Raw genomic sequence first — 22,862 nt, 5'->3', positions numbered from 1 at the left:
ATCTGTCGAAAATGTCTCGCCAATTGCGGCCGGCGCGGTGGCGTAAGAGAGACGGGACGACAAGGTCGTCCCGCTTCACAAAGACAGCGATTTCAATAAGAAAATTGGTCGGGGAAAGAGGATTCGAACCTCCGGCCCCTGCCTCCCGAAGACAGTGCTCTACCAGGCTGAGCTATTCCCCGACCGTGCCGGAACCGCTTTCTTGGGCGGCCCCGTAAGGCAGGAGTGCGCCTATAGAGACGGCGTCCCAGACTGGCAAGCGGGCAATATGCACTTTTTTGACGCGTCGGTCACAAAAGGCCGGCGTCCCGAAAGCTGAACCGTTCCTGCCCTGTTGCAATGATATGGTCGGCCAGCCCGATGTCGAGCGGGCGGAGGCTGCGTAGCAGCGCGCGGGTGAAGAGGATGTCGTCGGGCAGCGGCACCGGGGTGCCGGGGTCTGGCCGCCGCTGGATCAGCGCCACCCAGCCTCCTTCGTCGCGTACCAGCCGGCCCAATATTTCGGACCAGCCCATCGCGAGCGGCAGCAGGGTTCGCACCCGCCACTCCGCATCCAATGTCGCAATTGACAGAAGAGAGGACGCTGACATGGCGCAATAGTGGAAGGACGGCCGCATCTTCCGCCACAGCGATCCGGTCCATATCGGCGGATACGGGACACAGTTGCCGCCACAATGACGCAAGCTTGGCCGAACCCGTCCGGCTGGGCTAGACACAGGCACGGATTCGTAGCCGCAGGACTCGCCTTGACCGACATGCCTTCCACCCAGACGCCGCACTATGAGCAGCAATATCTCGACCTTATGCGGCATATCTGGCGGCATGGCGACGAGCGGGTTGACCGCACGGGCGTTGGCACGCGGTCGATCCTGGGTGCGACGATGCGCTTTTCGCTGGCGGACGATGCCGTGCCGCTGCTGACCACCAAGCGGGTCTATTGGAAGGTCGCGGCGCGGGAAATGCTTTGGTTCCTGACCGGCGACACTAACATCCGGGAACTGGTGAGGCAGGGCGTCCACATCTGGACCGACTGGCCGCTCGATGCCTATCGCCGCGCGACGGGGGAGGCGATCGACCGGGACGCGTTCGAGGCGCGGATCGTGGAGGATGAGGCATTTGCCCGGCAGTGGGGCGATCTGGGGCCGGTCTATGGCGCGCAATGGGTAAACTGGCCGCTCTATGAACCGACGGGCGCCGGATTGTACCGGCGGGCCGACAAGGGGCGCAACCAGATCGCGGACCTGGTCGACGCGATCCGGGCGACGCCGGGGTCGCGGCGGTTGCTGTTCACGGGATGGAATGTCGCCGAAGTGCCGGAGATGGCTCTGCCTCCCTGCCACATGACTTACCAGTTTCAGGTAGCGAACGGGCGGCTCAACGGCCTGCTGTTCCAGCGTAGTTGCGATCTCGGGCTGGGTTTTGCCTTCAACATCTTCGGGCTTTCAATGTTGACGCGCATGCTGGCGCAACAGACCGATTTGGAGCCAGGGGAAGTCGTGTGGCAGGGGGGGGATGTTCACCTCTATCTCAACCACACCGATCTGGTGGAGGAGCAACTGAGTCGCACGCCTGCTGGCGCACCCAGGCTGCGGATCAATCGGCGGCCTTCAAACATTTTCGATTATCGCATCGAGGATTTCGAGGTCACAGACTACGCCCCACAGAGCCATATTGCCGCGCCGGTCGCGGTGTAAAGGCGACAGCGACGTGGACAGCTGAACGAGATAAATTGGGTCAGCAAGGCTTGCCTTTCGATGCATTGTAATTTAATAATTGCAGCAAGCAATATTATTGCATTGCATCATAGGAGCCAGGATGAGCGATCCGACCGGATTTGATGGTGGCGAAGGGCAGGGCGGGCGCAATCTGCCGCCGTTGAAACTGCATGTGCCCGAGCCGCCAGCGCGGCCGGGCGAGGCGGCCGACTTCACCCATTTCGACGTCCCTGCCGCAGGTGCGCAGGCCCGACCGGACGAAGCGACGCAGCCCGCCGACATGCGCGATCTGGCCTATGGTCTGGTGCGCGTGCTGGATGAGGACGGGCAGGCGGTGGGACCGTGGAACCCCAAGTTGCCGCCCGAAACGTTGCTGCGGATGCTGCGATATATGGCGCTGACGCGGGCGTTCGACGGGCGCATGTTCCGCGCCCAGCGCCAGGGCAAGACCAGCTTCTACATGAAGTCCACCGGCGAGGAGGCGGTGTCCATCGGCGCGGCGCTGGCCTTGTCGCGCGACGACATGTGTTTCCCCAGCTATCGCCAGCAGGGGATATTGATCGCACGCGACTGGCCGCTGATCGACATGATGAACCAGATCTATTCCAACAAGGGCGACCGGCTGAAGGGCCGCCAGTTGCCGATCATGTATTCAGCGCGCGAGGCAGGTTTCTTTTCCATCTCCGGCAACCTCACCACCCAATATCCGCAGGCGGTCGGCTGGGCGATGGCGAGCGCGGCGAAGGGGGATACCCGGATCGCCGCGACATGGTGCGGAGAAGGATCGACAGCCGAAGGCGATTTCCATTCGGCCTGCACCTTCGCCAGCGTCTATCGCGCGCCGGTCATTATGAATGTCGTGAATAACCAATGGGCTATCAGTAGCTTCTCAGGTTTTGCGGGAGCCGAATCGACCACTTTCGCGGCACGTGCCATCGGCTACGGCATTGCGGGCCTCAGGGTCGATGGCAATGACGTGCTGGCGGTCTATGCTGCGACCCGCTGGGCGGCCGACCGGGCACGGGCCAATGGCGGGCCGACGCTGATCGAGCATTTTACCTATCGGGTCGAAGGGCACAGCACGTCTGACGATCCGACCGCCTATCGCTCGGCCGAGGAAAGCAGCCTCTGGCCGCTGGGCGATCCGATCGCGCGGCTGAAGGCGCACTGCATCGCGCTCGGCATATGGGACGAGGATCGGCATGCGGCGATGGACAAGGAACTGGCTGAACTGGTCCGCGACGCCGCGCGCGAGGCGGAGAAGAACGGAATATTGGGCCACGGCCTGCACCATCCGATGGAATCCATGTTCGAGGATGTGTTCGAGGACATGCCCTGGCACCTTCGGGAACAGCAGCAGCAGATGCTGGACGAATGGAAGGCGGCCGGGCTGTGAGCGACATCATGACGCAGGGTGACGTGCGGAGCGACGCGCAGCAGATGAACATGATCCAGGCGATCAACAGCGCGCTGGACGTGATGATGGACCGCGATCCCGATGTTGTCGTCATGGGCGAGGATGTCGGCTATTTCGGGGGCGTGTTCCGCGCGACCGCCGGACTCCAGCAGAAATATGGCAAGAACCGGGTGTTCGACACGCCGATTACCGAATGCGGCATCATCGGCGTCGCGGTGGGGATGGGCGCCTATGGCCTGCGCCCGGTGCCGGAAATCCAGTTCGCCGACTATATCTACCCCGCGCTCGATCAGTTGGTGAGCGAGGCGGCGCGGCTGCGCTATCGCTCGGCAGGCGAGTTCATATCGCCGATGACGGTTCGGTCCCCCTTCGGCGGCGGCATCTTTGGGGGGCAAACCCACAGCCAGTCGCCCGAAGGCATCTTCACCCATGTGTCGGGCGTGAAGACGGTGATCCCGTCCACGCCCTATGACGCCAAGGGGCTGTTGATCGCGGCCATCGAGGATAATGACCCGGTCATCTTCTTCGAACCCAAGCGCATCTATAACGGCCCGTTCGACGGCCATTATGATACGCCGGCCAAGAGCTGGGCCGGGCATCCAGAGGCGCAGGTGCCGACCGGCCATTATCGCATACCGCTGGGGAAGGCGCGGATCGCGCGGCCTGGCGAGGCGCTGACCGTCCTCTGTTACGGCACTATGGTCCATGTGGTCGAAAATACGGTGGCGGCCATGGGCGTCGATGCCGAGGTGATCGACCTGCGGACGCTCGTCCCCCTGGATATCGAATGTATCGAGGCATCCGTGCGGAAGACCGGCCGTTGCCTGATCGTGCATGAGGCGACTCGAACCAGCGGGTTCGGTGCGGAGTTGCTGGCCCAGGTGCAGGAACGCTGCTTCTACCATCTCGAAGCGCCGATCGAGCGCGTCACCGGCTTCGACACGCCTTATCCGCACAGCCTGGAATGGGCCTATTTTCCAGGGCCGGTGCGTATCCGCGAGGCCATCACCAAGATCATGAGGGATTGAGCGTCATGGCGCTGTTCACGTTCAAGTTGCCGGATATCGGCGAAGGCATTTCAGAGGCCGAGATCGTCGGCTGGCACGTCAAGGTGGGCGACCGGGTCGAGGAGGATCAGCCCATCGCCGACATGATGACCGACAAGGCGACGGTCGAGATGGAAAGCCCGGTGGCGGGCGTTGTGGTGCGCCTGGCGGGCGAGCCGGGCGATCAGGTGCCGATCGGGTCGATGCTGGTGGAGATCGAGATCGAGGGCGATGTCGGCGCTGCGCCGCCACCCGCCGCTGAAACGATGGAAGCGGAGACGCCGGGCGAGGCGGCGATGAAGGGGGCGGTCGCGCCGATTGCCGCCACGCCTCCGCCGGAGCCCGTAGCGGCGCCAGCCCTTGAGCCCTTGAACGTTGAGCCGGGCGAGACTGTTGTGACGCATAAACCCGTTCTCGCTTCCCCTGCTGTTCGCGCGCGGGCGAAGGAACTGGGTATCGACCTTGCGCAAGTGAAGCCGACCGGGGACCGCATCCGTCATGCAGACCTCGACGCCTATCTTCTCTATGGGGCGGGCCAGGGATATGCGCCTGCCGGCCGCTCCGCCAAGCGCGCAGACGAGGCGGTCAAGGTCATCGGCATGCGACGCCGGATCGCCGAGAATATGGCTGCGTCCAAGCGGCATATCCCGCACTTCACCTATGTCGAGGAGATCGACGTCACCGCACTGGAGGGACTGCGCGAGCAGCTCAACGCCGGGCGAGGCGAGAGACCCAAGCTCACCATGCTGCCGCTGCTGATCGTCGCGATTTGCAAGACTCTGCCTGAATTTCCGATGCTGAACGCCCGCTATGACGACGAGGCCGGCGTCGTGACGCGGCATGGATCGGTGCATCTGGGGCTTGCGACGCAGACCGATGCGGGCCTGATGGTGCCCGTCATCCGCGACGCGCAGGACCGGAACATCTGGCAGCTGGCGGTCGAAATTCGTCGTCTGGCGGAAGCCGCGCGGACGGGCAAGGCGAAGTCGGAGGAATTGTCCGGGTCGACGCTGACTCTTACGTCGCTGGGTCCGCTTGGGGGCATTGCAACCACGCCGGTCATCAACCGCCCCGAAGTCGCGATCATCGGCCCCAATCGCGTGGTCGAACGGCCCGTGTTCCGGGGCAAGGAAGTGGTCCCGGCGAAGCTCATGAACCTGTCGATCAGCTGCGACCATCGCGTGGTCGACGGCTGGGACGCGGCGAGCTTCGTTCAGGCGGTGAAGAGGCGGCTGGAAGCGCCCGCCTTCATCTTCGTCGATTGAGCGTCTATCGCAGCGTGGCGCGGTAGCTGAAGCGCCCGGCCTGTCCCGGATGGGCGGGGTCGGACAGAAGCCAGCGGACATGTGTCACGTCCTCCGCCACGGCGCGGCGCACGCCGCCGAGCGGCGTGGGGAGCCAGATGCGCGCGAACCGATCCCAGTGCGCGCCGCCGTCCACGGAAATTTCCAGGCCCGGCGCGTTCAGGTCGGGCGCGGCTCCGCGCAAGGTGGCGCGGCTGACGGCGAAGCTGCGGATGGGTTGCGGTCCGTCGTTCCGCCAGTGCAAGACCATGACCACGCGGTCGCCTGGAGCAGGACGCGTGGCGCTCGCCAACATCCGGCGAGGGCGGCCGTTGATGTCGATCGTCACCTTTTCCACGAACATCTGCGTGTCGAGCCGGATGGCCGAGGGTGCCGGTTCGGCCCGCGTCATCCCCGCCGCGCTCATCGCGGCCAGCGCCAGCAGCGCCTTCTTCATGCCTGTCCCCGTTTCTTGTCCCTGCCTCCCGATACCCGGCCGCGACGAATATTTGGTTAAGGCATGATTTTCCCTTTTGGGCAGAACGCGTTGGCATTGGAAATTGACGCTGCCGCGCCGCCGTCGCACATCTGTGGGAATGAACGGGAATCAACCGAGCAGCAGCGATTTGCAGGAGATCAACCGCCGGCGCGACCGGCTGCTCGCGTCCATCGCCCTGACGTCGGGGATCGGCCTGATCCTGGCGGTTCCCTTCGCGTTGCGGGCCGGGGCGGAGTTCTTCCTGCCGCTGACGGCCGCGCTGGTGATCGCCATCGTGCTGGTGCCGTTGCTGGAATGGATGGAGCGACGGGGGCTTCCATCAGGCCTGGCGGCGTTGATGGCGCTGACCGGATTCCTGCTGGTGGCCAATACGGCGCTTGTGCTCATCGTGGTGCCGGCGACCGACTGGTTCCGCATCCTGCCCCAGCGCCTGCCCCAGATACAGGCGAACCTCGCTCCGCTGATCGATTTCTATTCCAACCTGCAGCGCTTTGTTGACGAAACGGTTCGGATGCTGGCGAGCGGGCCGGTCGCCGCGGCACAGGCTTCCGCCGTCGATGCGCCCCGGTCGTTGCTCCAGTTCGCCGCCACGTCAGCGCCGGCTGCGATCATCCAGATGGCGTTCGCGCTGCTCATCATCTATTTCTTTCTTGCCGGATGGACCCGCCTGCGTCGCCGGACGATCAACAGCCGGGGCAGTTTCGACGGAGCGATGGCGGTCGCGCGCGTGATCCAGAACGTTGTTGATGCGACATCGGCCTATGTCATCACCATTGCGGTCATCAACTGCTGCCTGGGGCTGGCGGTGGCCGTCGCGCTCTGGATCATCGGCATGCCATCGCCCCTGATGTGGGGCGGCATCGTCGCTTTGCTGAACTTCGTGCCCTATTTCGGGCCGATGCTGGCGGCCGTCCTATTGGCGCTCGGCGGCCTGATGGTGTTCGACGATGTCTATGTGGCGTTAATGCCCGCCGCCCTGCAGGTCGGATTTCACCTGGTGGAAGCGAACGTCATCACGCCCCTGCTGCTTGGCCGGCGGCTGACGATGAACCCGCTGTTGATTCTGGTGTCGCTGGCCTTTTGGGGATGGGTATGGGGAACGCCGGGCGCTCTGCTGGGCGTACCGCTGCTCATCATCATCCAGACCGTCGTGGCGGCTGCGGGAGCGCCCGATATAGCCGGTTTCCTGTTCGAGCAGGGAACGCTGACGGTGACTCCCCGCAAAGAAAATGATGAGAAAGAAGAAAGCGGTGTTACGGACGGTTGACAGCCCCGTCCGACGCTCATAGACGGCGCTTCCACACCGAACGCGGGTGTAGCTCAGTTGGTTAGAGTGCCGGCCTGTCACGCCGGAGGTCGCGGGTTCGAGCCCCGTCACTCGCGCCACTTTCCTTGCAGGAAGGTGGGTTTGGTTGGTTGAAGGAGACGCATCCTCCGGTGGCTGGGAAGCCCGAAGCGGTGCCGCCCATGCGCGGGTGTAGCTCAGTTGGTTAGAGTGCCGGCCTGTCACGCCGGAGGTCGCGGGTTCGAGCCCCGTCACTCGCGCCACTTCCTGCAAAAGGAAGTGTTTGTTTCCCTATCCCCAGCGGCCGGTTTCCATCCAGACCAGCAGGCGTTTCAAGGGCAGCACCCAAATCCAGACGATCCCCAGCATCACATAGACAGGCACCTGGACCCAGACCGGCAATGCGCCGATGAAGGGCGACAGGCTGCCCACCATTACCGCCCAAAGCAGGATCAGCATCATGATGCCGAGCATTCCCACAGGCTTGCGCCAGCTTGGCTGATGATAATGGCGCGGGTCGATACTCACAGCTCTGGTCCCTCGATCAATTCGACTTCGGTCAGGATCGCGTGGAGCGGCAGATCCCACGGGTCGGCCGGCACCATATCCAATTCCTGCGCCGACCAGGCGATGCCGACGCGCAGGGCTTCGGGATAGCGCGCGAAGGCGCGGTCATAATAGCCGCCGCCCTGGCCCAGCCGGTTCATTCCCCGATCGAAGGCCACGAGCGGGGCGACGATCACATCGGGCGTGACCGGTCCGTCGCCGGGATCGGGATGGCTGGTACGAAAAAGTCCGGGCAGCAACGGGGCGTCCGGCTGCCAGATCAGGAAATCCATGCTGCCCAGCCGGTCGAGCACGCGGGGCAAAGCGAGCACCTTGCCCATCGCCTGCAATTGCGCCGCGAGCCGCTGGGCCGGCGCTTCGCCCTCCAGGCCGACATATAGAGCAACGATCCGCGCGTCCTCCATCCGCCGGGCGAGGGGCGAGGGCACCATCTTGAACGCCAGGCGATGCGCCAGCGGATCGAGCGTCGATACAAAGGCGTGCCGCCTGTCCCGCGCCAGGGCGCGCAGGGCGGTTTTGTCCAACGGGATGGTCTGGTCGGTCATTGATGGTCCGGGCCGCTGGAGGCGGGAAGGGTGACGGGACCGCCTCGGTCGTTTGCTGGAAAATCCTCTGACGCCTCAACGTCAGGTGGGGACCATGTAGATCGGGCCGGAACCCGCCCAGGGACAGCCCCCTTGGATGTGATTATCGCCTCAGGGATGTTCGCTAAAGCTCGTGCCGCGCAGTGCCCGTCACGGACCAATCTAGGCGTCCGCAACGCCGGGGGCAAGGCGCGCGCGCAGCTTTTCTATCCGGTCCGCCAGCGACTCTATCGCACGCGCGCCGTCCTCATCCGCGTCGAGCGGCAGTTGCGCCTGCCGCCCGGCGGTTTCGCGGCGCAGGTCGTTCAACTCGTCGGCAAGGAAAAGCGCGGCGAACAGAAGGGTGCGCACCTCGGTCAGCCCCGGCGTCGCCTGCTGCGCCAGCCGCGCCTTCTGCTCGATCATTCCGGCGAGCTGGGCCAGGTGCATTTCCTCTCCGTCGCGGCAACGGATCGGATAGTGGCGCCCCGCGATATGAAGTTCGGTTTCAGCCATCCGTCCGCGCCTTCAAAGTGTCGATGAGGTCGTCAAGCGATTGCAGCGCCGCGCGCGCAGCGACGCGGTCCATGCTGATGGAGGGGGGATTGGAAGGCGCCTCTTGAAGGCGGATCACATCCTGTTCAAGCCGGCTCACCGCACGCTCCAGCGTGCCGATCGCCTGCATCATGCGGTCGCTTGCCATCGTCCTTGCATAAACCAACTCGGTGCTTCGCAAAAGCGCTCTTTGGCGTGTTTTCCTCGCTTTGGGACGCAAGCGAGAGGCGCGCGGTTGACGCGTCGGGCCTGACGCGACAAAGGGGGCGCGACTTTGATTCGTCCCGCTCGCGCGGGTTGCGCCGCCATCCTTGATCAGGAAAGACGACTGTCGCCGATGACCGTACCCGAAAAATCGCTCGCCAACGCCATTCGGGCGCTGTCCATGGACGCGGTGCAGGCGGCCAATAGCGGCCATCCGGGGATGCCGATGGGGATGGCGGATGTGGCGACAGTGCTGTTCGCGGACTATCTGAAGTTCGATCCCAAAGAACCGAAATGGGCCGACCGGGACCGGTTCGTCCTCTCGGCCGGCCACGGGTCCATGCTGATCTACAGCCTGCTGCACCTCACCGGCTATGCGCGTCCGACGATGGACGACATTCGTAACTTCCGCCAACTGCACAGCCCCTGCGCGGGACACCCCGAGAATTTCGAGCTGGCGGGGGTCGAGGCGACTACCGGGCCGCTGGGATCGGGCCTCGCCACCGCCGTTGGCATGGCGATTGCGGAGCGGCACCTCAACGCCCAGTTCGGTGACGATCTGGTCGATCACCGGACCTGGGTGGTCGCTGGCGACGGCTGCCTGATGGAAGGGATCAATCATGAAGCGATTGGCCTTGCCGGCCATCTGAAGCTTGGCCGGCTGATCGTATTGTGGGACGATAACAAGATCACCATCGACGGCGCGGTCGATCTGTCGAGCAGCGAGGATGTGCGCGCGCGCTATGCCGCGACCGGCTGGCATGTCGTGTCGTGCGACGGCCATGACGCGGCCGATGTCCGGCGCGCCATCGATGAGGCGCTGGCCGATCCGCGCCCCAGCCTGGTCGCCTGCGCGACCAAGATCGGCTATGGCGCGCCCAACAAGGCGGGCACCTCCGGCGTGCATGGTTCTGCGCTGGGAGAAGCCGAAGTTGCCGCCGCACGCGAATTTCTAGGCTGGAGCGCCGAACCCTTCGTCATCCCCGAGGATATCGCTGCCGCTTGGAAGGCGATTGGCGCAAAGGGCGCAGATGTTCGCGCCGCATGGGAAAACCGCTTGGCAAGCAGCGGGCGAGGCGTGGAATTTTCCCGCCGCATGGCCGGCGATCTGCCTGCCGGGTTCTCGCTTGACGCCTATATCGACAGCCTGATCGCCGCGCCGCAAAAGGTCGCCACGCGGAAGGCAAGCGAACTCGCGCTGGGCGCGATCAACGATCTGCTGCCCGAAACACTGGGGGGGTCGGCCGATCTTACCGGCTCCAACAATACCAAGACCAAGTCCACCGGTCCGCTGACCGCCGATGATTATAGCGGCCGCTACGTCTATTACGGCATCCGCGAATTCGGCATGGCCTGCGCGATGAACGGCATGGCTTTGCATGGCGGCGTGATCCCATATGGCGGGACCTTCCTTGTCTTTTCGGACTATATGCGCGGCGGCATCCGCCTCGCCGCGCTCCAGCAGCAGCGGGTCATCCATGTGCTGACCCATGACAGCATCGGCCTGGGCGAAGACGGCCCGACCCATCAGCCGATCGAGCATGTCATGTCGCTGCGCATGATCCCGAACCTCGACGTCTATCGCCCGGCCGACATCGTTGAGACGGCGGAGTGCTGGGAACTGGCGTTGAAGGACGCGAACGGTCCGTCGGTGCTGGCGCTGACCCGCCAGAACCTGCCGCAGTTGCGGACGGAAAAGAGCGAGAATTTGTCAGCGAAGGGCGCATATCGCCTTGTCGCCGCGAGCGCCGAGCGCAAGGTGGTGCTGATCGCCACCGGTTCCGAGGTAGAGATTGCCGTCGCCACCGCCAAGCTGCTGGAGGAGCAGGGCATCGGCGCGGACGTGGTGTCGATGCCGAGCTGGGCGCATTTCGAAGCGCAGCCCAAGGCCTACAAGGACGATCTGCTGCCGCATCATGTGCTGCGTGTCTCGATCGAGGCGGGGACCACCTTTGGCTGGGAGCGCTATACCGGCATTGCCGGCCTGCGCTTTGGCATCGACAGCTTTGGCGCGTCAGCCCCGGCCGAGGCGCTGTATGACCATTTCGGCCTCACCGCCGTGAAGATCGCGCCGCAAATCGCGGCCGCCCTCAACAACTGACCGAACATCAACACCAGGAGGCTAGTGCAGTGGCAACGAAGGTAGCAATCAACGGTTTCGGACGCATCGGCCGCCTGGTGGCGCGGGCCATCCTTTCGCGCACCGATCACGACCTGGAACTGGTCAGCATCAACGATCTGGGCGATGCCCAGTCGAACGCGCTGCTCTTCAAGCGGGATTCGGTCCACGGCAACTGGCCGGGCGAGGTGAGCGTGGATGGTGACGCGCTGGTGATCGACGGGAAGCGCATCGCCGTCACCGCCGAGCGTGATCCCGCCAAGCTGCCGCACGCGGCGCAGGGCGTGGACATTGCGCTGGAATGCACCGGCATCTTCGCGGACAAAGGCAAGGCGAGCGCGCATCTGACCGCTGGCGCGAAGCGTGTCGTCATTTCCGCGCCGGCGACCGGCGTCGACAAGACCGTGGTTTTTGGCGTCAACCATGACAGCCTGACCGCCGACGACATCGTGATCTCGAATGCGAGCTGCACCACCAACTGCCTCGCGCCGCTGGCCAAGGTCCTCCACGATGCGCTGGGCATCGAAAAGGGCTTCATGACCACGATCCACAGCTACACCAACGATCAGAATACGCTGGACCAGCTGCACAAGGACATGCGTCGCGCCCGCGCCGCGGCCCTGTCGATGATCCCGACCACCACCGGCGCCGCCCGCGCAGTGGGTGAGGTTCTGCCCGAGCTCAAGGGCAAGCTGGACGGATCGTCGGTGCGCGTGCCCACGCCGAACGTGTCGGTCGTCGACCTGAAGTTCATCGCCAAGAAGGCGACGACCAAGGAAGAAGTGAACGGCTTGCTCAAGGCCGCGTCGGAAAGCGGCCCGCTCAAGGGCGTGCTCGGCTATTCGGACGAGCCGCTGGTGTCGATCGATTATAATGGCGATGCGCGCAGCTCGACCGTCGACAGCCTTGAAACCGCTGTCATCGACGGTACGCTGGTCCGCGTGCTGAGCTGGTACGACAATGAATGGGGCTTTTCGAACCGCATGATCGACACCACGGGTGTCCTGGCGAAGTTCCTGTAAAAGACCAATATCCCCGCCGGCCAACCGGCGGGGATTTTCTTGCCGCACCGATATAGCAGATTTTTTGGGGGACGATGATGGCCAAGCCGTTCAAGACACTCGATGACATGGGCGACATCGCCGGCAAGGTCGTGCTGGTGCGGGAAGACCTGAACGTGCCGATGCAGGATGGATCTGTCAGCGACGATACCCGGTTGCGCGCCGCGATGCCGACCGTGCTGGAACTGGCGGACCGCGGCGCGAAGGTGCTGATCCTCGCCCATTTCGGACGGCCAAAGGGCCAGAAGAACCCGGAATATTCGTTGTCGAAGATCACCCGCCCCTTGTCCGCCGTGCTTGGCCGCGAAGTGCAGTTCATTCCCGACTGCCAGGGCGAAGCGGCGGTCGACGGCGTCAAGGTGATGCGCAACGGTGACGTCGCCATCCTGGAAAATACCCGTTTCCACGCCGGCGAAGAGAAGAACGACCCGGCTCTGGTGGAGGCGATGGCGGCGATCGGCGACCTTTACGTCAACGACGCTTTCTCCGCCGCGCACCGCGCCCATGCCTCGACCGAGGGGCTGGCGCACAAGCTGCCGGCCTTTGCAGGCCGGTCGATGGAAAAGGAGCTGGATGCGCTGCAGGCGGCGCTGGGCGAGCCGGTGACGCCGGTCGCGGCGGTCGTTGGCGGCGCAAAGGTTTCGACCAAGCTCGACGTGCTCAACAACCTTGTCGCCAAGGTCGATCACCTGATCATCGGCGGTGGCATGGCCAACACCTTCCTCTATGCGCGCGGCGTGGACGTGGGCAAGTCGCTGTGCGAGAAGGATCTGGCGGAGACCGCCGAGGCGATCTTCGAAAAGGCCGAAGCGGCGGGCTGCATCATCCATCTGCCCTATGACGTGGTGGTGGCGAAGGAGTTCGCGGCCAATCCTCCCTCGGTCCGAACCTGCAACGTGCATGAGGTCGCAGAGGATGAAATGATCCTGGACGTGGGACCCGCCGCCGTCGAGGCGCTGGGCGACGCGCTCAAAAATTGTCGGACCCTGGTGTGGAACGGCCCGCTGGGCGCGTTCGAGATCGCGCCGTTCGACACTGCCACGGTGGCGCTGGCCAAGACCGCGGCCGCGCTTACGAAAGAAGGACAGTTGACGTCGGTGGCCGGCGGCGGCGATACCGTTGCGGCGCTCAACCACGCCGGCGTGGCCGCGGACTTCAGTTTCGTGTCCACTGCGGGCGGCGCCTTCCTGGAATGGATGGAAGGCAAGGAACTACCGGGGGTCAAGGCACTAGAAGCCTGACGCCCGACCCGGGCCTCCGTCGCCTTGTGGAGAGGGCAGCGCGGAGGCCGATCATCGGATGCTGCCGAGGGGGTGGTGTCCTTCCTTATCAAGAAGGTATGTGCAGATGCTGGATCAGGATATGAAGAGCAAGATCGCCCAGGGCAACGGCTTTATTGCCGCGCTTGACCAGAGCGGCGGTTCGACGCCCAAGGCTCTCAAGGGCTATGGCATCGAAGAAGGCGCTTGGAGCAGCGACGAGGAGATGTTCGCGCTCATCCACGACATGCGCAGTCGCATCATCACCGCGCCCGTCTTCACCGGCGACAAGGTTCTCGGCGCGATCCTGTTCGAACGGACCATGGACGGCACCGTGGACGGCAAGCCCACCCCCCAGGCGCTGATCGAGCGGGGCGTCGTGCCCTTCATCAAGATCGACAAGGGTCTGGAAGACGAAGCCGACGGCGTACAGCTGATGAAGCCCAATCCGGGCCTCGACGCGCTGCTCGCCCGTGCGAAGGGTCTGGGTGTGTTCGGGACCAAGGAACGCTCGGTCATCAACCTTGCCAACCGGAAAGGCATCGCCGCCGTGGTGGCGCAGCAGTTTGAGATCGGAAAGCAGGTGCTGGCCGGCGGTCTGATGCCCATCATCGAGCCCGAGGTGAACATCAAGTCGCCCGAGCGCGCCGAGGCCGACGCGATCCTTCTCGAAGAGATCCTCAAGAATCTCGACGCGCTGCCCGAAGGTGAGCAGGTGATGCTCAAGCTTTCGCTGCCTGCCAAGGCCGGTCTGTTCGACCCGCTGGTCGATCATCCCAAGGTGCTGCGCGTCGTCGCGCTTTCCGGTGGGTTCAGCCGCACCGAGGCATGCGCTGAACTGGCGAAGAATCGTGGCATCATCGCAAGCTTCAGCCGCGCGCTGCTGAACGATTTGCGCCATCAGATGAGCGATGACGAGTTCAACGCCTCGCTGGGTGAGGCGATCGACGAAATCCACGGCGCATCGACCGCGAAGCAGCCGGTCGCTGCCTGACGGTGCGGAGGGCCGGGCGGAGCGACTATCCGCCCGGCGCCTCCACCTTCCCTTATCACAGGTCGATCGCGCCGATGATGGGGGTGCTGTTCGGCCTGGTCGCCATCGAGGCGACGGTGACGCACGTCCTCATCGCGCTGTGGAGCCTGCCGGCCGCGCTGATTCTGTCTGCGCTCAGTCTCATGCTGGCGCTTTGGCTGGCCTTTTTCATCCGTTCGCTGCGAACCCGGCCAGTCGCCCTGACGGGCGAAGAGCTTGTCTGGCCGTCAGGATCGCTGCGGGCGATGGTCATTTCTCTTTCACAGGTCGCGCGAAGGGTCGATCATTGGACGCTTGATGGCTTGCGCCGCGAAGGATTGTTCAACGCAGCGTTGATCGCCTATCCGAACATCGTACTGGAGCTTGATCCGCCTGCGCGGTTCCGGCAGCGGACGATCCGCTACGTGGCGCACCGGCTGGATGATCCGCAGGCTTTTAACGCGGCGCTGGATGCTCTACTGCCCGGCCATGACTGATTTCACTGACGAGGAACTGGCGCTCGATCCGCATTTCGCCGACCAGTTTGAGCAGGGCTTTCGGCCCGCCTGCCAGCTTTACCTGATTTCGCCGCCCTCGATCGAAACGGATTTCGCAGACCGGCTTCGCGCCGCCTTCGACGGCGGCGACGTGGCGGCGTTCCAGTTGCGCCTGAAGGGGCTGGACGAGGATGCGGTCGCCCGTGCCGCAGAGCCCTTGCAAAAGCTGTGCGCTGAGCGGGAAGTGGCGTTCATCATCAATGACAGCGCGGCGCTGGCGAAGCGCCTGGGCACCGATGGCGTGCATCTGGGGCAAGGGGATGGCGACCCGGTCGAAGCGCGCAAGCTGCTCGGCCCCAAGGTGCAGATAGGCGTTACCTGCCACGACAGCCGCCATCTTGCGATGGAAGCGGGAGAGGCGGGGGCCGACTATGTGGCTTTCGGCGCTTTCTATCCTACGACGACCAAGGACGTGTTCCACCGGCCCGATCCGTCGATCCTGGGGTGGTGGACGACCCTGTTCGAACTGCCTTGCGTCGCGATTGGCGGCATTACGGCTGACAATGCCGCCCCGCTTGTCGCGGCGGGGGCGGACTTTTTGGCCGTGAGCGGCGCTGTCTGGAATTATCCGGATGGCCCGGGCGCCGGGATCGCAGCGTTCATGCCGGTGCTTCGGCCACGATGAACGGCGCGATTGCTGCCCGCTGTTCGTCTCGCTAGCCTGCCACCATGACGCCACCTCCTCTCGATCGCCGTTCGCTCGTGCTGGCGGCACTGTCCACGGTGGTCGAATGGTATGATTTCACGCTCTTCCTGTATCTCGCGACCCTTTTGTCGCGGCTGTTCTTTACGGGACAGCAGGCGCTGCTGGTGACGCTTGGCGGCTTTGCCGTGGCTTATCTGATGCGGCCGCTCGGCGCTCTGGTCTTCGGCCATTTCGGCGACAGGCATGGGCGGCGCGCGACGCTGATCGGGTCCATGGCGCTGATGACCGTTGCGATGACGGCGACGGCATTGCTGCCCACGGCGGCGCAAGTCGGCCCCGGGGCTGGCGTCGCCTTGCTGCTCCTGCGCTGCGTCATGGGCTTTGCCGTAGGCGGCGAATATACCGGCGTCGTCGCCTATCTGCTTGAAGGCGCTCCACCGCACCGGCGGGGGCTCGTCACCTCCCTGGCCGCAGCGACCAGCGAGGTCGGGGCGTTGCTGGCTGCCGCGGTCGCCGCGCTGACGGTGACGCTCATCCCTTTGCCGGCGCTGGACGATTGGGGATGGCGCATCCCGTTCCTTTTCGGCGCAGCGCTTGCCGCCATGATCCTGCTCGCCAGGTCCGCCATGCGCGAGTCGCCCGATTTCGAGGCAGGGCGGAACGCAGGCCGGCTGCTCGCCAATCCGATAGCGGACAGCTGGGCGCGGCGCCGGGCGGGCGTCTTGCGAGGCTTCGCCATATCGGCATTGGGATCGATCACCTATTATGTGGGTATCACCTATGTCCCGGTCTATTTGACCGCAACCACCGGGATGGAGGAAGGCGTGTCGCTGCAACTGGCGACGATCGCCGCGCTTGCCGTGATCCTGGTGACGCCGTTGGTCGGCCTTCTGGCCGATCGCCTGGGCCGCCGCCCTGTCTTGGTCGCATTGGCGACGATAGCGGCGATATTGCCGTGGATGGTGTTTCGCGCCTTCGCGGATGCTGGGGTGGCAGCCGCCGTCATCGGCGCAGTCCTGCTCGCTGCACTGGCAGGCGGGGTCAGCGCCGTGGGTGCGGTGGCAACGGCAGAGCAGCTTCCTGCAGAGGGACGGCTAAGCGGCCTGGCGCTCGGTGCGACGAGCGCCACCGCCCTGTTCGGCGGATTGACGCCATGGCTCGCCCAGTGGCTCACGGTGCGGACGGGCACGCCGCAGGCGCCCGGCATCATGATCGCGATCGTGGCGGTCGGGGTGCTCCCCGTACTGCTCACGCTGCCCGACCCGTCGCGGACACGCTGACAGGAACCGAGATCGCGATGTGTGGCGAGGCGTCGGCGGGCATGTCGTCATGCCGCCATCTGTCCGTCGTTGGGAAATGGTGGACGCACTAGGGCTCGAACCTAGGACCCGCTGATTAAGAGTTTTGGAATCACGCCATTGCGCTAGATTGTCATAGCTTGTTCTAGCAACCGTAACCCTTGATAAACCGCGCTTTTCGCCCTTGCTTTTTTGCGGTTCCTTGTCGTAGCTGTAAGCTCCTTGCTAGAAATACGCTAGAATCTAGCAGCCAAGGAGCAGCATGGCGAAGATTACGAAGGGGTTCGTGGACAAGGTCGAGTGGCCCGCTGAGGGCTACGCGGTCCACTGGGACGACAGCGTGAAGGGCTACGGCCTCCGCGTGTCCGAGAAGGGCAAGAAGGTGTTCATCGTCATGGGGAGGGTGCTGGGCAAGTCGATCCAGTTCACCCTTGGTCCCTATGGCACCCTCACCGAGGATGCCGCGCGCAAGCGGGCGCAGAAGGTGTTGCAAGACATGCGCGAGGGGATCGACCCGCGCGCTGTGGTCAAGGCTGACGCTGCCGCGAAGGTCACGTTGCAAGACGTGCTAGAGGCCTATGTCGGTCGCCCCGGCAAGATGGAGGACAGCACCGCGCGCGAGTATCGCCGCCATGTTGAGAAGACCTTCGCTAAGTGGGCACCGCTGCCCATCGCGAGCATCACGCGCGATATGGTGAAGGAGCGTCACGCCGCGCTGGTGAAGGGCGGTCTGGAAGGGAAGAAGGCTGCGCCCGCCAGCGCCAACGCGGCGTTCGTGACGCTGCGCATCCTGATCCGCTTCGCCACTGACGAATACCGACAGGCCGATGGCACCCCGCTAATCCGCGACAATCCGGTTGATGCGCTCAAGCACCATTGGGCCAAGCTGGGCACGCGCACGGAACGCTATATCGACAAGCGCAAGATCGGCGCGGTCTGGAACAAGCTGCACGAAATGCGCGGCGAGGTGCAGGGCTACGAGGCGCTGGCGTCGGTGGACCTGACCATCTTCCTCCTGCTCACTGGAGCGCGTCGTGACGAGGCGGCGACGTTGACGTGGGATCGCGTGCACATTGATGACCACAACCCGGCAGAGTGCTGGTGGCATCTGGATGACCGCAAGCGTGGTGATCCGATATGGCTCCCGCTGTCGTCGCAGGCCGTCGCGCTCCTCAAGTCGCGCCCCCGCCTCAAGCGGGCGGACGGCACCGAAAGCCCGTTCGTGTTCCCATCGTGGGGCAAGACGGGACGGATCATGGACGCCCGCGCTCCGATGGAGGTGGTGGGCGAGATCGCGGGCAAGCACCTGTCGCTCCACGACCTGCGGCGCTCGTTCACGAACTACGCCATGCGCGAGTGCCTGATTGAGAAGTTCCGCACCGACCTCTTGACTGGCCACAAGCCGAGCAGCGACGACGTGACCGCCCGTGCATATCTCGACCTGGCGCACCTCGATTGGCTCCAGCCGGATGTGCAGAAGGTCGGCGACTGGATCGAGCAGCAGGCCGCTATCGCTGCCAGCAAGAACGTGGTGCCGCTGCACGCCGCTGGGTGATGCACGCGCGGGGCCGCGCAGCCTCGCGCACAGCCCCGATCGCGTAGCGCCGCCGGGGTAGGGGCGAGCCAGCGGCGATCGCCGCTGTAGCCGGCCTGTAGCCGAGAGGCCGTCTCGGTCAGGTCCAATTCGCACAATCGGGGGAAAACGGTCGAGGCCGGCGACACGGCCAATCGTCCCCTGATCGGTTTACGGACCAAAAATCTGCCGAAAGATTTAGCATCGACTCTCGGTGCAGATCGGCATACCGAAGTCTTGCACACTGTAGCCTTCGATCCAGCATCGAAGCGCACCGATGGGACACGGGCCATCGGTGCAACCTCCGCCATGCGATTGGTGTGTCCCCAACTAAAAATGGAGGACGACATGGCCGTAAAGCCCGAAGATTACCTTTTTAGCCCCCTCAAGATGAAGCAGGTGCTGAAGAACGCCCTGCTCACCTTGGACCGAACTCATCCTTGGGGAAGCCAAGGCGAGTCTGTCTATTACAAAGAAGCCATCATGGACCTCGTAAGTCAGTGCGCCAAAGACAGGTCAGATGCGAGCGTCAATGGCACAGACTGGGCTAAAGCGTGCAGCAATAATGAATGGATGAAGTGGCGCGCGAACGAGTAATTTTATCAAACACTCGCGCACTTGTTTGCGCTATAACTAGCTTGCCGGTCCGCACTATCTGATATGGTGCGGGCCGGTCGTTCTCCCATCGGCTCCACAGTGGAGTGTTCACCCCGGCGCTAGGTTGCAGCGCACGGAGCCGAAACGTGACCGAAATGTCTTTCGACCAGCTCTGCGAGCTGTTTGCCTACGAACCGAAGCGCCGTCCCCTCGACAGCCGCGAGGTTGCCGAAATCCTAGGTGTCCATCCTAACACGATGGAGCAGTATCGCTTCCGTGGCGAGGGACCGCGCTACTTCTCGCCTCCCGGCACGCGCCGCGTCTGGTATGCCGAACTCGATGTGCTGCGCTGGCTCGCGTCCGGTGCCCGTCAGAGCACCAGCGAAGCCGCCTGATCCCCATTCATGAGCAGCGGCAGGGAGCCACCCCTGCCGCCGGAGTATCATCGTGAACAGCACATACATACCCGATCTCGCGGAGAGGTCGCAAACATCGACATGCCCCGAAGTATTTGGGCAAAACATAGCGCCGCGTAAAAATTCGCCGGATGCGGATGGCGATGGGCACAGATTGACTACCGCCCCCACCGGCGCGGAGGCTCATCATGGATAAGCCTCGCGTTGTTGATGGCGTCACCTTTGACCCTGCTCTGTTCGCAGGCGCGGAGCAACAGCGACAGCAGGCTCGGGCAGCCTATGAAGCTGGCTTGAACGAGCAGCTTGCGTCTGCCGTTGCGCAGGCACCGAACGGCGGCGCGTATGTTGCTGACGGTCCCACGCCGCCAGCGCAAGGTGCGCTGCCCATGCCACCGGGGTTCGTCGGTGCGCTGGCGCAGTTCATCTATCAGCAGGCACCGCGTCCGGTCGCCGAGGTCGCCATCGTCGGGGCGCTGGGACTCATGGCGGGGGTTTGCGGTAAGGTCTGGCACATCCCCGGTTCGGGGCTGAACCTCTATGTGGTGCTGGTCGCCCGTTCCGCCATCGGGAAGGAAGCCATGCACAGCGGGATCGCCAAGATCGTCCGTGCCGCAGCGGTGAAGTGTCCTATCGCCGGGAACTTCGCTAACTTCGACGACTACGTTTCTGGTCCTGCCCTTATCAAAGCCTGCGCGGGCAATCAGTCGTTCGTGAACGTCGCGGGCGAGATCGGGCACAAGTTCTTGGCGATGGCGGTCGATAAGGACGCCAGTATGCGGTCGCTTCGCAAGGTGCTGACCACGCTGTATTCCAAGTCCGGTCCAACCGATGTGGCGGGCGGGATCGCCTATAGCAGTCAAGAGAACAACGTGGAATCGGTCACGAGCGTGGCGTTCAGCCTGATCGGCGAGACGACCCCGAACACGTTTTACGAGTCTATCACCGACGCCATGATGCGCGATGGGTTCATGTCGCGGTTCTGCGTCATCGAGTATGGCGGGGACCGACCCGCGAAGAACGCTGCGCCAGTGCAGCATCCGCCGCAGGGCGTAGTTGACCACATTGCCGGGATCATGGCCGCGTCCGATCTGGCGATGGCAGCGGGCAAGGTGCAGGAAGTGGCGTTCAGCGAGGGAGCGCGCGCCCACCTCGACCGCTTCGAGGACGAGTGCGATGCGGCGATCCATGCGGCGGGGGACGATGAGAGCCTACGCCAGTTGTGGAACCGCGCGCACCTCAAGGCGCTTCGGGTTGCGGGGCTGCTGGCAGTCGGTGACAAGCCGTTTGGGCCAGTCGTTACTGTCGAGCAGGCGGAATGGGCGGTTACGCTCATCCGGCACGGCATTGCAGCATTCGACCGGCGCATCCGTCAAGGCGAAGTTGGCGAGGGCAGTGACGGCGGGCGCGAGCAAAAGGTCATGGAGCTATGCCGGGAGTTCCAATTCCTGCCCGGTGACAAGCTGCCCAAATGGTTGAAGAACGGCAAGGCGATGCAGGACGCTAACATCGTCCCGCGCAAATACCTCCAGTTGCGCACGCAACGGCTGTCATCGTTCGAGAAGCACAAGCTCGGTCACACCGCTGCGCTGAATATGGCAATCAAGACCGCTATCACGAACGGCAATCTGATGGAGGTGAAAGGCGACAAGCTGGTGGAGATGTTCAGTTTCCACGGGCAGGCTTACCGGGTGCTCTGCACGACCTGAATGACCACATGGGCAGGGCTAACGCGGCCAGTTGCGTTAGCGGAAATAGCCATGCCACCCGCCAGACCTCCCGCTAATGGTAGCGGCAGTTAGCGCCCCCGAGGCTAACGCCCCAAATCCGCGAAAATGCTAGGGATTCTATGTAAAATAGAGAGTAAGTTAGTGCGTTAGCCTGTATTGGCATCTCTGGCATGGTTTCAGCCGTTTTAGGGGTGAGACCGGCGGCCTCCCGAGGCTAACGCTAACGCGCTACCGCCGCTCATGCCCGCCGCATGTGGTCATTGCTGGCCTAGCCGTTAATGACGATCTGAATGGCTTCCTCGGGAACGCCGAACCTGACCGACAGACCGCGCTTCGCTTCGGCGATGGTCAGTCCCTCGCTGGCGGCAGGGGCATCCGCCTCCGGGGTGCTGGGCATCACGCCAATCACGCCATCGCTATCGGGCATGGGAAGCCAGTCCAGCTTGTCCACGTCAATGCCGCGCTCGCGCAGCGTGTCCGTGTCGGTGTAGCGGGTCGGGTTGCGGTCATGGGTCCAGAAGTCGTCCACCGATACGCGGGCATACTCGCTCATCTGGACGAGATACCGCTTCCGCCCGTTGCGCTCGTCCACTTGCTTCAACCCGGACACCTTGCCGACGAGGAACGCCGATCCGTGCGCCTCGGTGCGCGGGCCGCATTCTTCATCATAGGCGCGGTCGCTGTTCCGGGTGCAGACGACATATCGCACGTCTCGCATACTGGTGGCGCTAAGCACCCATGACCTTGTTCCACCCTGCTCGTGGATCATTTCGACGGTCTTGGCGGTGAAGACGATGAGGGCATTGTTTGACATGGCGATTCTCCTTCTACGCCAGTCTATGACATAGATGCGGTATAGATTCAATATAGATTCTATAACGGACCGTGGGCAAGCGTGGCGATAGCGGCCGGTAGCCGCCACGCTGGGGGCACGAAAGCGCGCTCGCCCTCGCTAGGGTGGCGGCAGCCCCGGCCTGCGCTGTGCGCGGCTTACAGCGGCCCGCGCCCGTGTGGTCATCACCGGCAAATCGCCGACCCACAAATATGCTGTTTCATGGCCAGTCGCGCCTGAACCGACCTAAGTGATTGTAATAACAAAATAATTGCTTGCACGACTTTCACCGGCCTCCCTAGCTTGTAGCCAATGTCTAGCCGCATCAAGCATAGGAGGCCCCAAAATGTCCGATGAAATGGACATCCGTATTTCGCCCACGCTCCACCCCGGTATCGCTGGCGAGATTGCCGATTACGATGACGACACTCGCCCGTTGCTTGGCCAGAGCGAAACGGCGGTGGACGAGGCGTTCAAGGCGCTGCAATCCATCCACGACGCGAAGGCGGGCGCGGAGCGAAATCCTACTTGGAACGATGCCGCTCGACTTGTCGCGGTCGACAATCACGCCACGAAGGTGAGGATCAGCGTGCAATAGGCACCCCCTTCGTGGGGTGATCGGCGTGCAAAA

General features: G+C 63.8%; 24 protein-coding genes and 3 tRNA genes. 19 read left to right on the top strand and 8 right to left on the bottom strand.

The features are described from left to right. Positions 1-105: 105 nt before the first annotated feature. Together AX724_RS21800 and AX724_RS21795 are read right to left on the bottom strand one after the other, a co-directional pair. Positions 106-182 (bottom strand) — tRNA-Pro (locus AX724_RS21800). A 108-nt stretch (positions 183-290) separates the two neighbouring features. Continuing rightward, positions 291-590, bottom strand: a complete 300-nt coding sequence (locus AX724_RS21795) for a JAB domain-containing protein (protein WP_066771219.1) — start codon at positions 588-590, stop codon at positions 291-293. Positions 591-755: 165 nt separating this feature from the next. On the opposite strand from AX724_RS21795, the gene thyA reads away from it, so the two are divergent. From thyA to AX724_RS21775, 4 genes are all read left to right on the top strand, one after another. Then, entirely contained in the window at positions 756-1,694 is a 939-nt protein-coding gene (thyA, locus tag AX724_RS21790; RefSeq protein WP_066771246.1) for a thymidylate synthase, read from the top strand. Positions 1,695-1,815: 121 nt separating this feature from the next. After that, the gene (locus AX724_RS21785; protein WP_066771216.1) at positions 1,816-3,111 is read left to right on the top strand and encodes a 3-methyl-2-oxobutanoate dehydrogenase (2-methylpropanoyl-transferring) subunit alpha; all 1,296 of its coding nucleotides are present in this window, start codon (positions 1,816-1,818) and stop codon (positions 3,109-3,111) included. A 44-nt stretch (positions 3,112-3,155) separates the two neighbouring features. Beyond that, the gene (locus AX724_RS21780) at positions 3,156-4,160 is read left to right on the top strand and encodes an alpha-ketoacid dehydrogenase subunit beta (RefSeq protein WP_066771243.1); all 1,005 of its coding nucleotides are present in this window, start codon (positions 3,156-3,158) and stop codon (positions 4,158-4,160) included. Positions 4,161-4,165: 5 nt separating this feature from the next. Beyond that, complete coding sequence (locus tag AX724_RS21775; RefSeq protein ID WP_066771214.1) at positions 4,166-5,443, top strand: dihydrolipoamide acetyltransferase family protein; 1,278 nt, start codon at positions 4,166-4,168, stop codon at positions 5,441-5,443. 4 nt (positions 5,444-5,447) lie between these two features. Here AX724_RS21775 and AX724_RS21770 read toward each other — a convergent pair whose 3' ends face one another. Continuing rightward, complete coding sequence (locus AX724_RS21770; protein WP_066771211.1) at positions 5,448-5,918, bottom strand: hypothetical protein; 471 nt, start codon at positions 5,916-5,918, stop codon at positions 5,448-5,450. A gap of 139 nt (positions 5,919-6,057) precedes the next feature. On the opposite strand from AX724_RS21770, the gene AX724_RS21765 reads away from it, so the two are divergent. The 3 genes from AX724_RS21765 (at position 6,058) to AX724_RS21755 (ending at position 7,508) form a co-directional block, all read left to right on the top strand. Beyond that, on the top strand, positions 6,058-7,227 hold the full coding sequence (locus AX724_RS21765; RefSeq protein ID WP_066771208.1) for an AI-2E family transporter: 1,170 nt from the start codon (positions 6,058-6,060) through the stop codon (positions 7,225-7,227). Positions 7,228-7,269: 42 nt separating this feature from the next. Further along, positions 7,270-7,346, top strand: a tRNA-Asp gene (locus tag AX724_RS21760). A gap of 85 nt (positions 7,347-7,431) precedes the next feature. Continuing rightward, positions 7,432-7,508 (top strand) — tRNA-Asp (locus AX724_RS21755). A gap of 28 nt (positions 7,509-7,536) precedes the next feature. On the opposite strand, the gene AX724_RS21750 is transcribed toward AX724_RS21755, so the two are convergent. From AX724_RS21750 to AX724_RS21735, 4 genes are all read right to left on the bottom strand, one after another. Beyond that, positions 7,537-7,773 carry a DUF2842 domain-containing protein gene (locus AX724_RS21750; protein WP_066771205.1) on the bottom strand — a complete coding sequence of 79 codons (237 nt, stop codon included), beginning with the start codon at positions 7,771-7,773 and terminating at the stop codon, positions 7,537-7,539. After that, the gene (locus tag AX724_RS21745; protein WP_066771202.1) at positions 7,770-8,357 is read right to left on the bottom strand and encodes a 5-formyltetrahydrofolate cyclo-ligase; all 588 of its coding nucleotides are present in this window, start codon (positions 8,355-8,357) and stop codon (positions 7,770-7,772) included. Before AX724_RS21745 ends, AX724_RS21750 begins: the two co-directional genes overlap by 4 nt. A 201-nt stretch (positions 8,358-8,558) precedes the next feature. Continuing rightward, positions 8,559-8,891 (bottom strand): cell division protein ZapA, encoded by a 333-nt coding sequence (locus AX724_RS21740; RefSeq protein WP_066771199.1) that lies wholly within the window; start codon positions 8,889-8,891, stop codon positions 8,559-8,561. Further along, a complete protein-coding gene (locus AX724_RS21735; protein ID WP_231736792.1) occupies positions 8,884-9,078 on the bottom strand; it encodes a hypothetical protein in 195 nt (64 codons plus the stop codon). The genes AX724_RS21740 and AX724_RS21735 overlap by 8 nt, the downstream gene beginning before the upstream one ends. 189 nt (positions 9,079-9,267) lie before the next feature. On the opposite strand from AX724_RS21735, the gene tkt reads away from it, so the two are divergent. From tkt to AX724_RS21680, 11 genes are all read left to right on the top strand, one after another. Further along, on the top strand, positions 9,268-11,235 hold the full coding sequence (gene tkt, locus AX724_RS21730) for a transketolase (RefSeq protein WP_066771196.1): 1,968 nt from the start codon (positions 9,268-9,270) through the stop codon (positions 11,233-11,235). Positions 11,236-11,264: 29 nt separating this feature from the next. Then, on the top strand, positions 11,265-12,275 hold the full coding sequence (gene gap, locus AX724_RS21725) for a type I glyceraldehyde-3-phosphate dehydrogenase (protein ID WP_066771194.1): 1,011 nt from the start codon (positions 11,265-11,267) through the stop codon (positions 12,273-12,275). Positions 12,276-12,352: 77 nt separating this feature from the next. Next, positions 12,353-13,555 (top strand): phosphoglycerate kinase, encoded by a 1,203-nt coding sequence (locus tag AX724_RS21720; RefSeq protein ID WP_066771239.1) that lies wholly within the window; start codon positions 12,353-12,355, stop codon positions 13,553-13,555. A 106-nt stretch (positions 13,556-13,661) separates the two neighbouring features. After that, positions 13,662-14,567: a fructose bisphosphate aldolase gene (locus tag AX724_RS21715; RefSeq protein ID WP_066771192.1), complete on the top strand. Its 906-nt coding sequence runs from the start codon at positions 13,662-13,664 to the stop codon at positions 14,565-14,567. Between the two features lie 2 nt (positions 14,568-14,569). Further along, a complete protein-coding gene (locus tag AX724_RS21710; protein ID WP_066771190.1) occupies positions 14,570-15,082 on the top strand; it encodes a hypothetical protein in 513 nt (170 codons plus the stop codon). Continuing rightward, positions 15,075-15,767, top strand: coding sequence for a thiamine phosphate synthase (gene thiE, locus AX724_RS21705; RefSeq protein ID WP_066771188.1), 693 nt, complete (start codon positions 15,075-15,077; stop codon positions 15,765-15,767). Before AX724_RS21710 ends, thiE begins: the two co-directional genes overlap by 8 nt. A gap of 44 nt (positions 15,768-15,811) precedes the next feature. Then, positions 15,812-17,068 carry an MFS transporter gene (locus AX724_RS21700; RefSeq protein ID WP_066771186.1) on the top strand — a complete coding sequence of 419 codons (1,257 nt, stop codon included), beginning with the start codon at positions 15,812-15,814 and terminating at the stop codon, positions 17,066-17,068. 280 nt (positions 17,069-17,348) lie between these two features. After that, positions 17,349-18,641: a tyrosine-type recombinase/integrase gene (locus AX724_RS21695; RefSeq protein WP_066771185.1), complete on the top strand. Its 1,293-nt coding sequence runs from the start codon at positions 17,349-17,351 to the stop codon at positions 18,639-18,641. A 366-nt stretch (positions 18,642-19,007) separates the two neighbouring features. Beyond that, positions 19,008-19,256 carry a hypothetical protein gene (locus AX724_RS21690; protein WP_156448207.1) on the top strand — a complete coding sequence of 83 codons (249 nt, stop codon included), beginning with the start codon at positions 19,008-19,010 and terminating at the stop codon, positions 19,254-19,256. Between the two features lie 146 nt (positions 19,257-19,402). Beyond that, on the top strand, positions 19,403-19,651 hold the full coding sequence (locus AX724_RS21685; RefSeq protein WP_048575750.1) for a helix-turn-helix domain-containing protein: 249 nt from the start codon (positions 19,403-19,405) through the stop codon (positions 19,649-19,651). Between the two features lie 209 nt (positions 19,652-19,860). Further along, positions 19,861-21,378: a DUF3987 domain-containing protein gene (locus AX724_RS21680; protein ID WP_066771178.1), complete on the top strand. Its 1,518-nt coding sequence runs from the start codon at positions 19,861-19,863 to the stop codon at positions 21,376-21,378. 289 nt (positions 21,379-21,667) lie between these two features. Here AX724_RS21680 and AX724_RS21675 read toward each other — a convergent pair whose 3' ends face one another. Next, the gene (locus AX724_RS21675) at positions 21,668-22,213 is read right to left on the bottom strand and encodes a hypothetical protein (RefSeq protein ID WP_066771176.1); all 546 of its coding nucleotides are present in this window, start codon (positions 22,211-22,213) and stop codon (positions 21,668-21,670) included. Between the two features lie 364 nt (positions 22,214-22,577). Between AX724_RS21675 and AX724_RS21670 the strand changes: the two genes are divergently transcribed. Further along, a complete protein-coding gene (locus AX724_RS21670) occupies positions 22,578-22,829 on the top strand; it encodes a hypothetical protein (RefSeq protein WP_066771174.1) in 252 nt (83 codons plus the stop codon). The last annotated feature ends 33 nt before the right edge of the window (positions 22,830-22,862 follow it).

Source organism: Sphingobium sp. CCH11-B1 (assembly GCF_001556865.1).
Taxonomy (GTDB): domain Bacteria; phylum Pseudomonadota; class Alphaproteobacteria; order Sphingomonadales; family Sphingomonadaceae; genus Sphingobium.
This window is presented reverse-complemented; position numbering and strand designations above follow the sequence as displayed.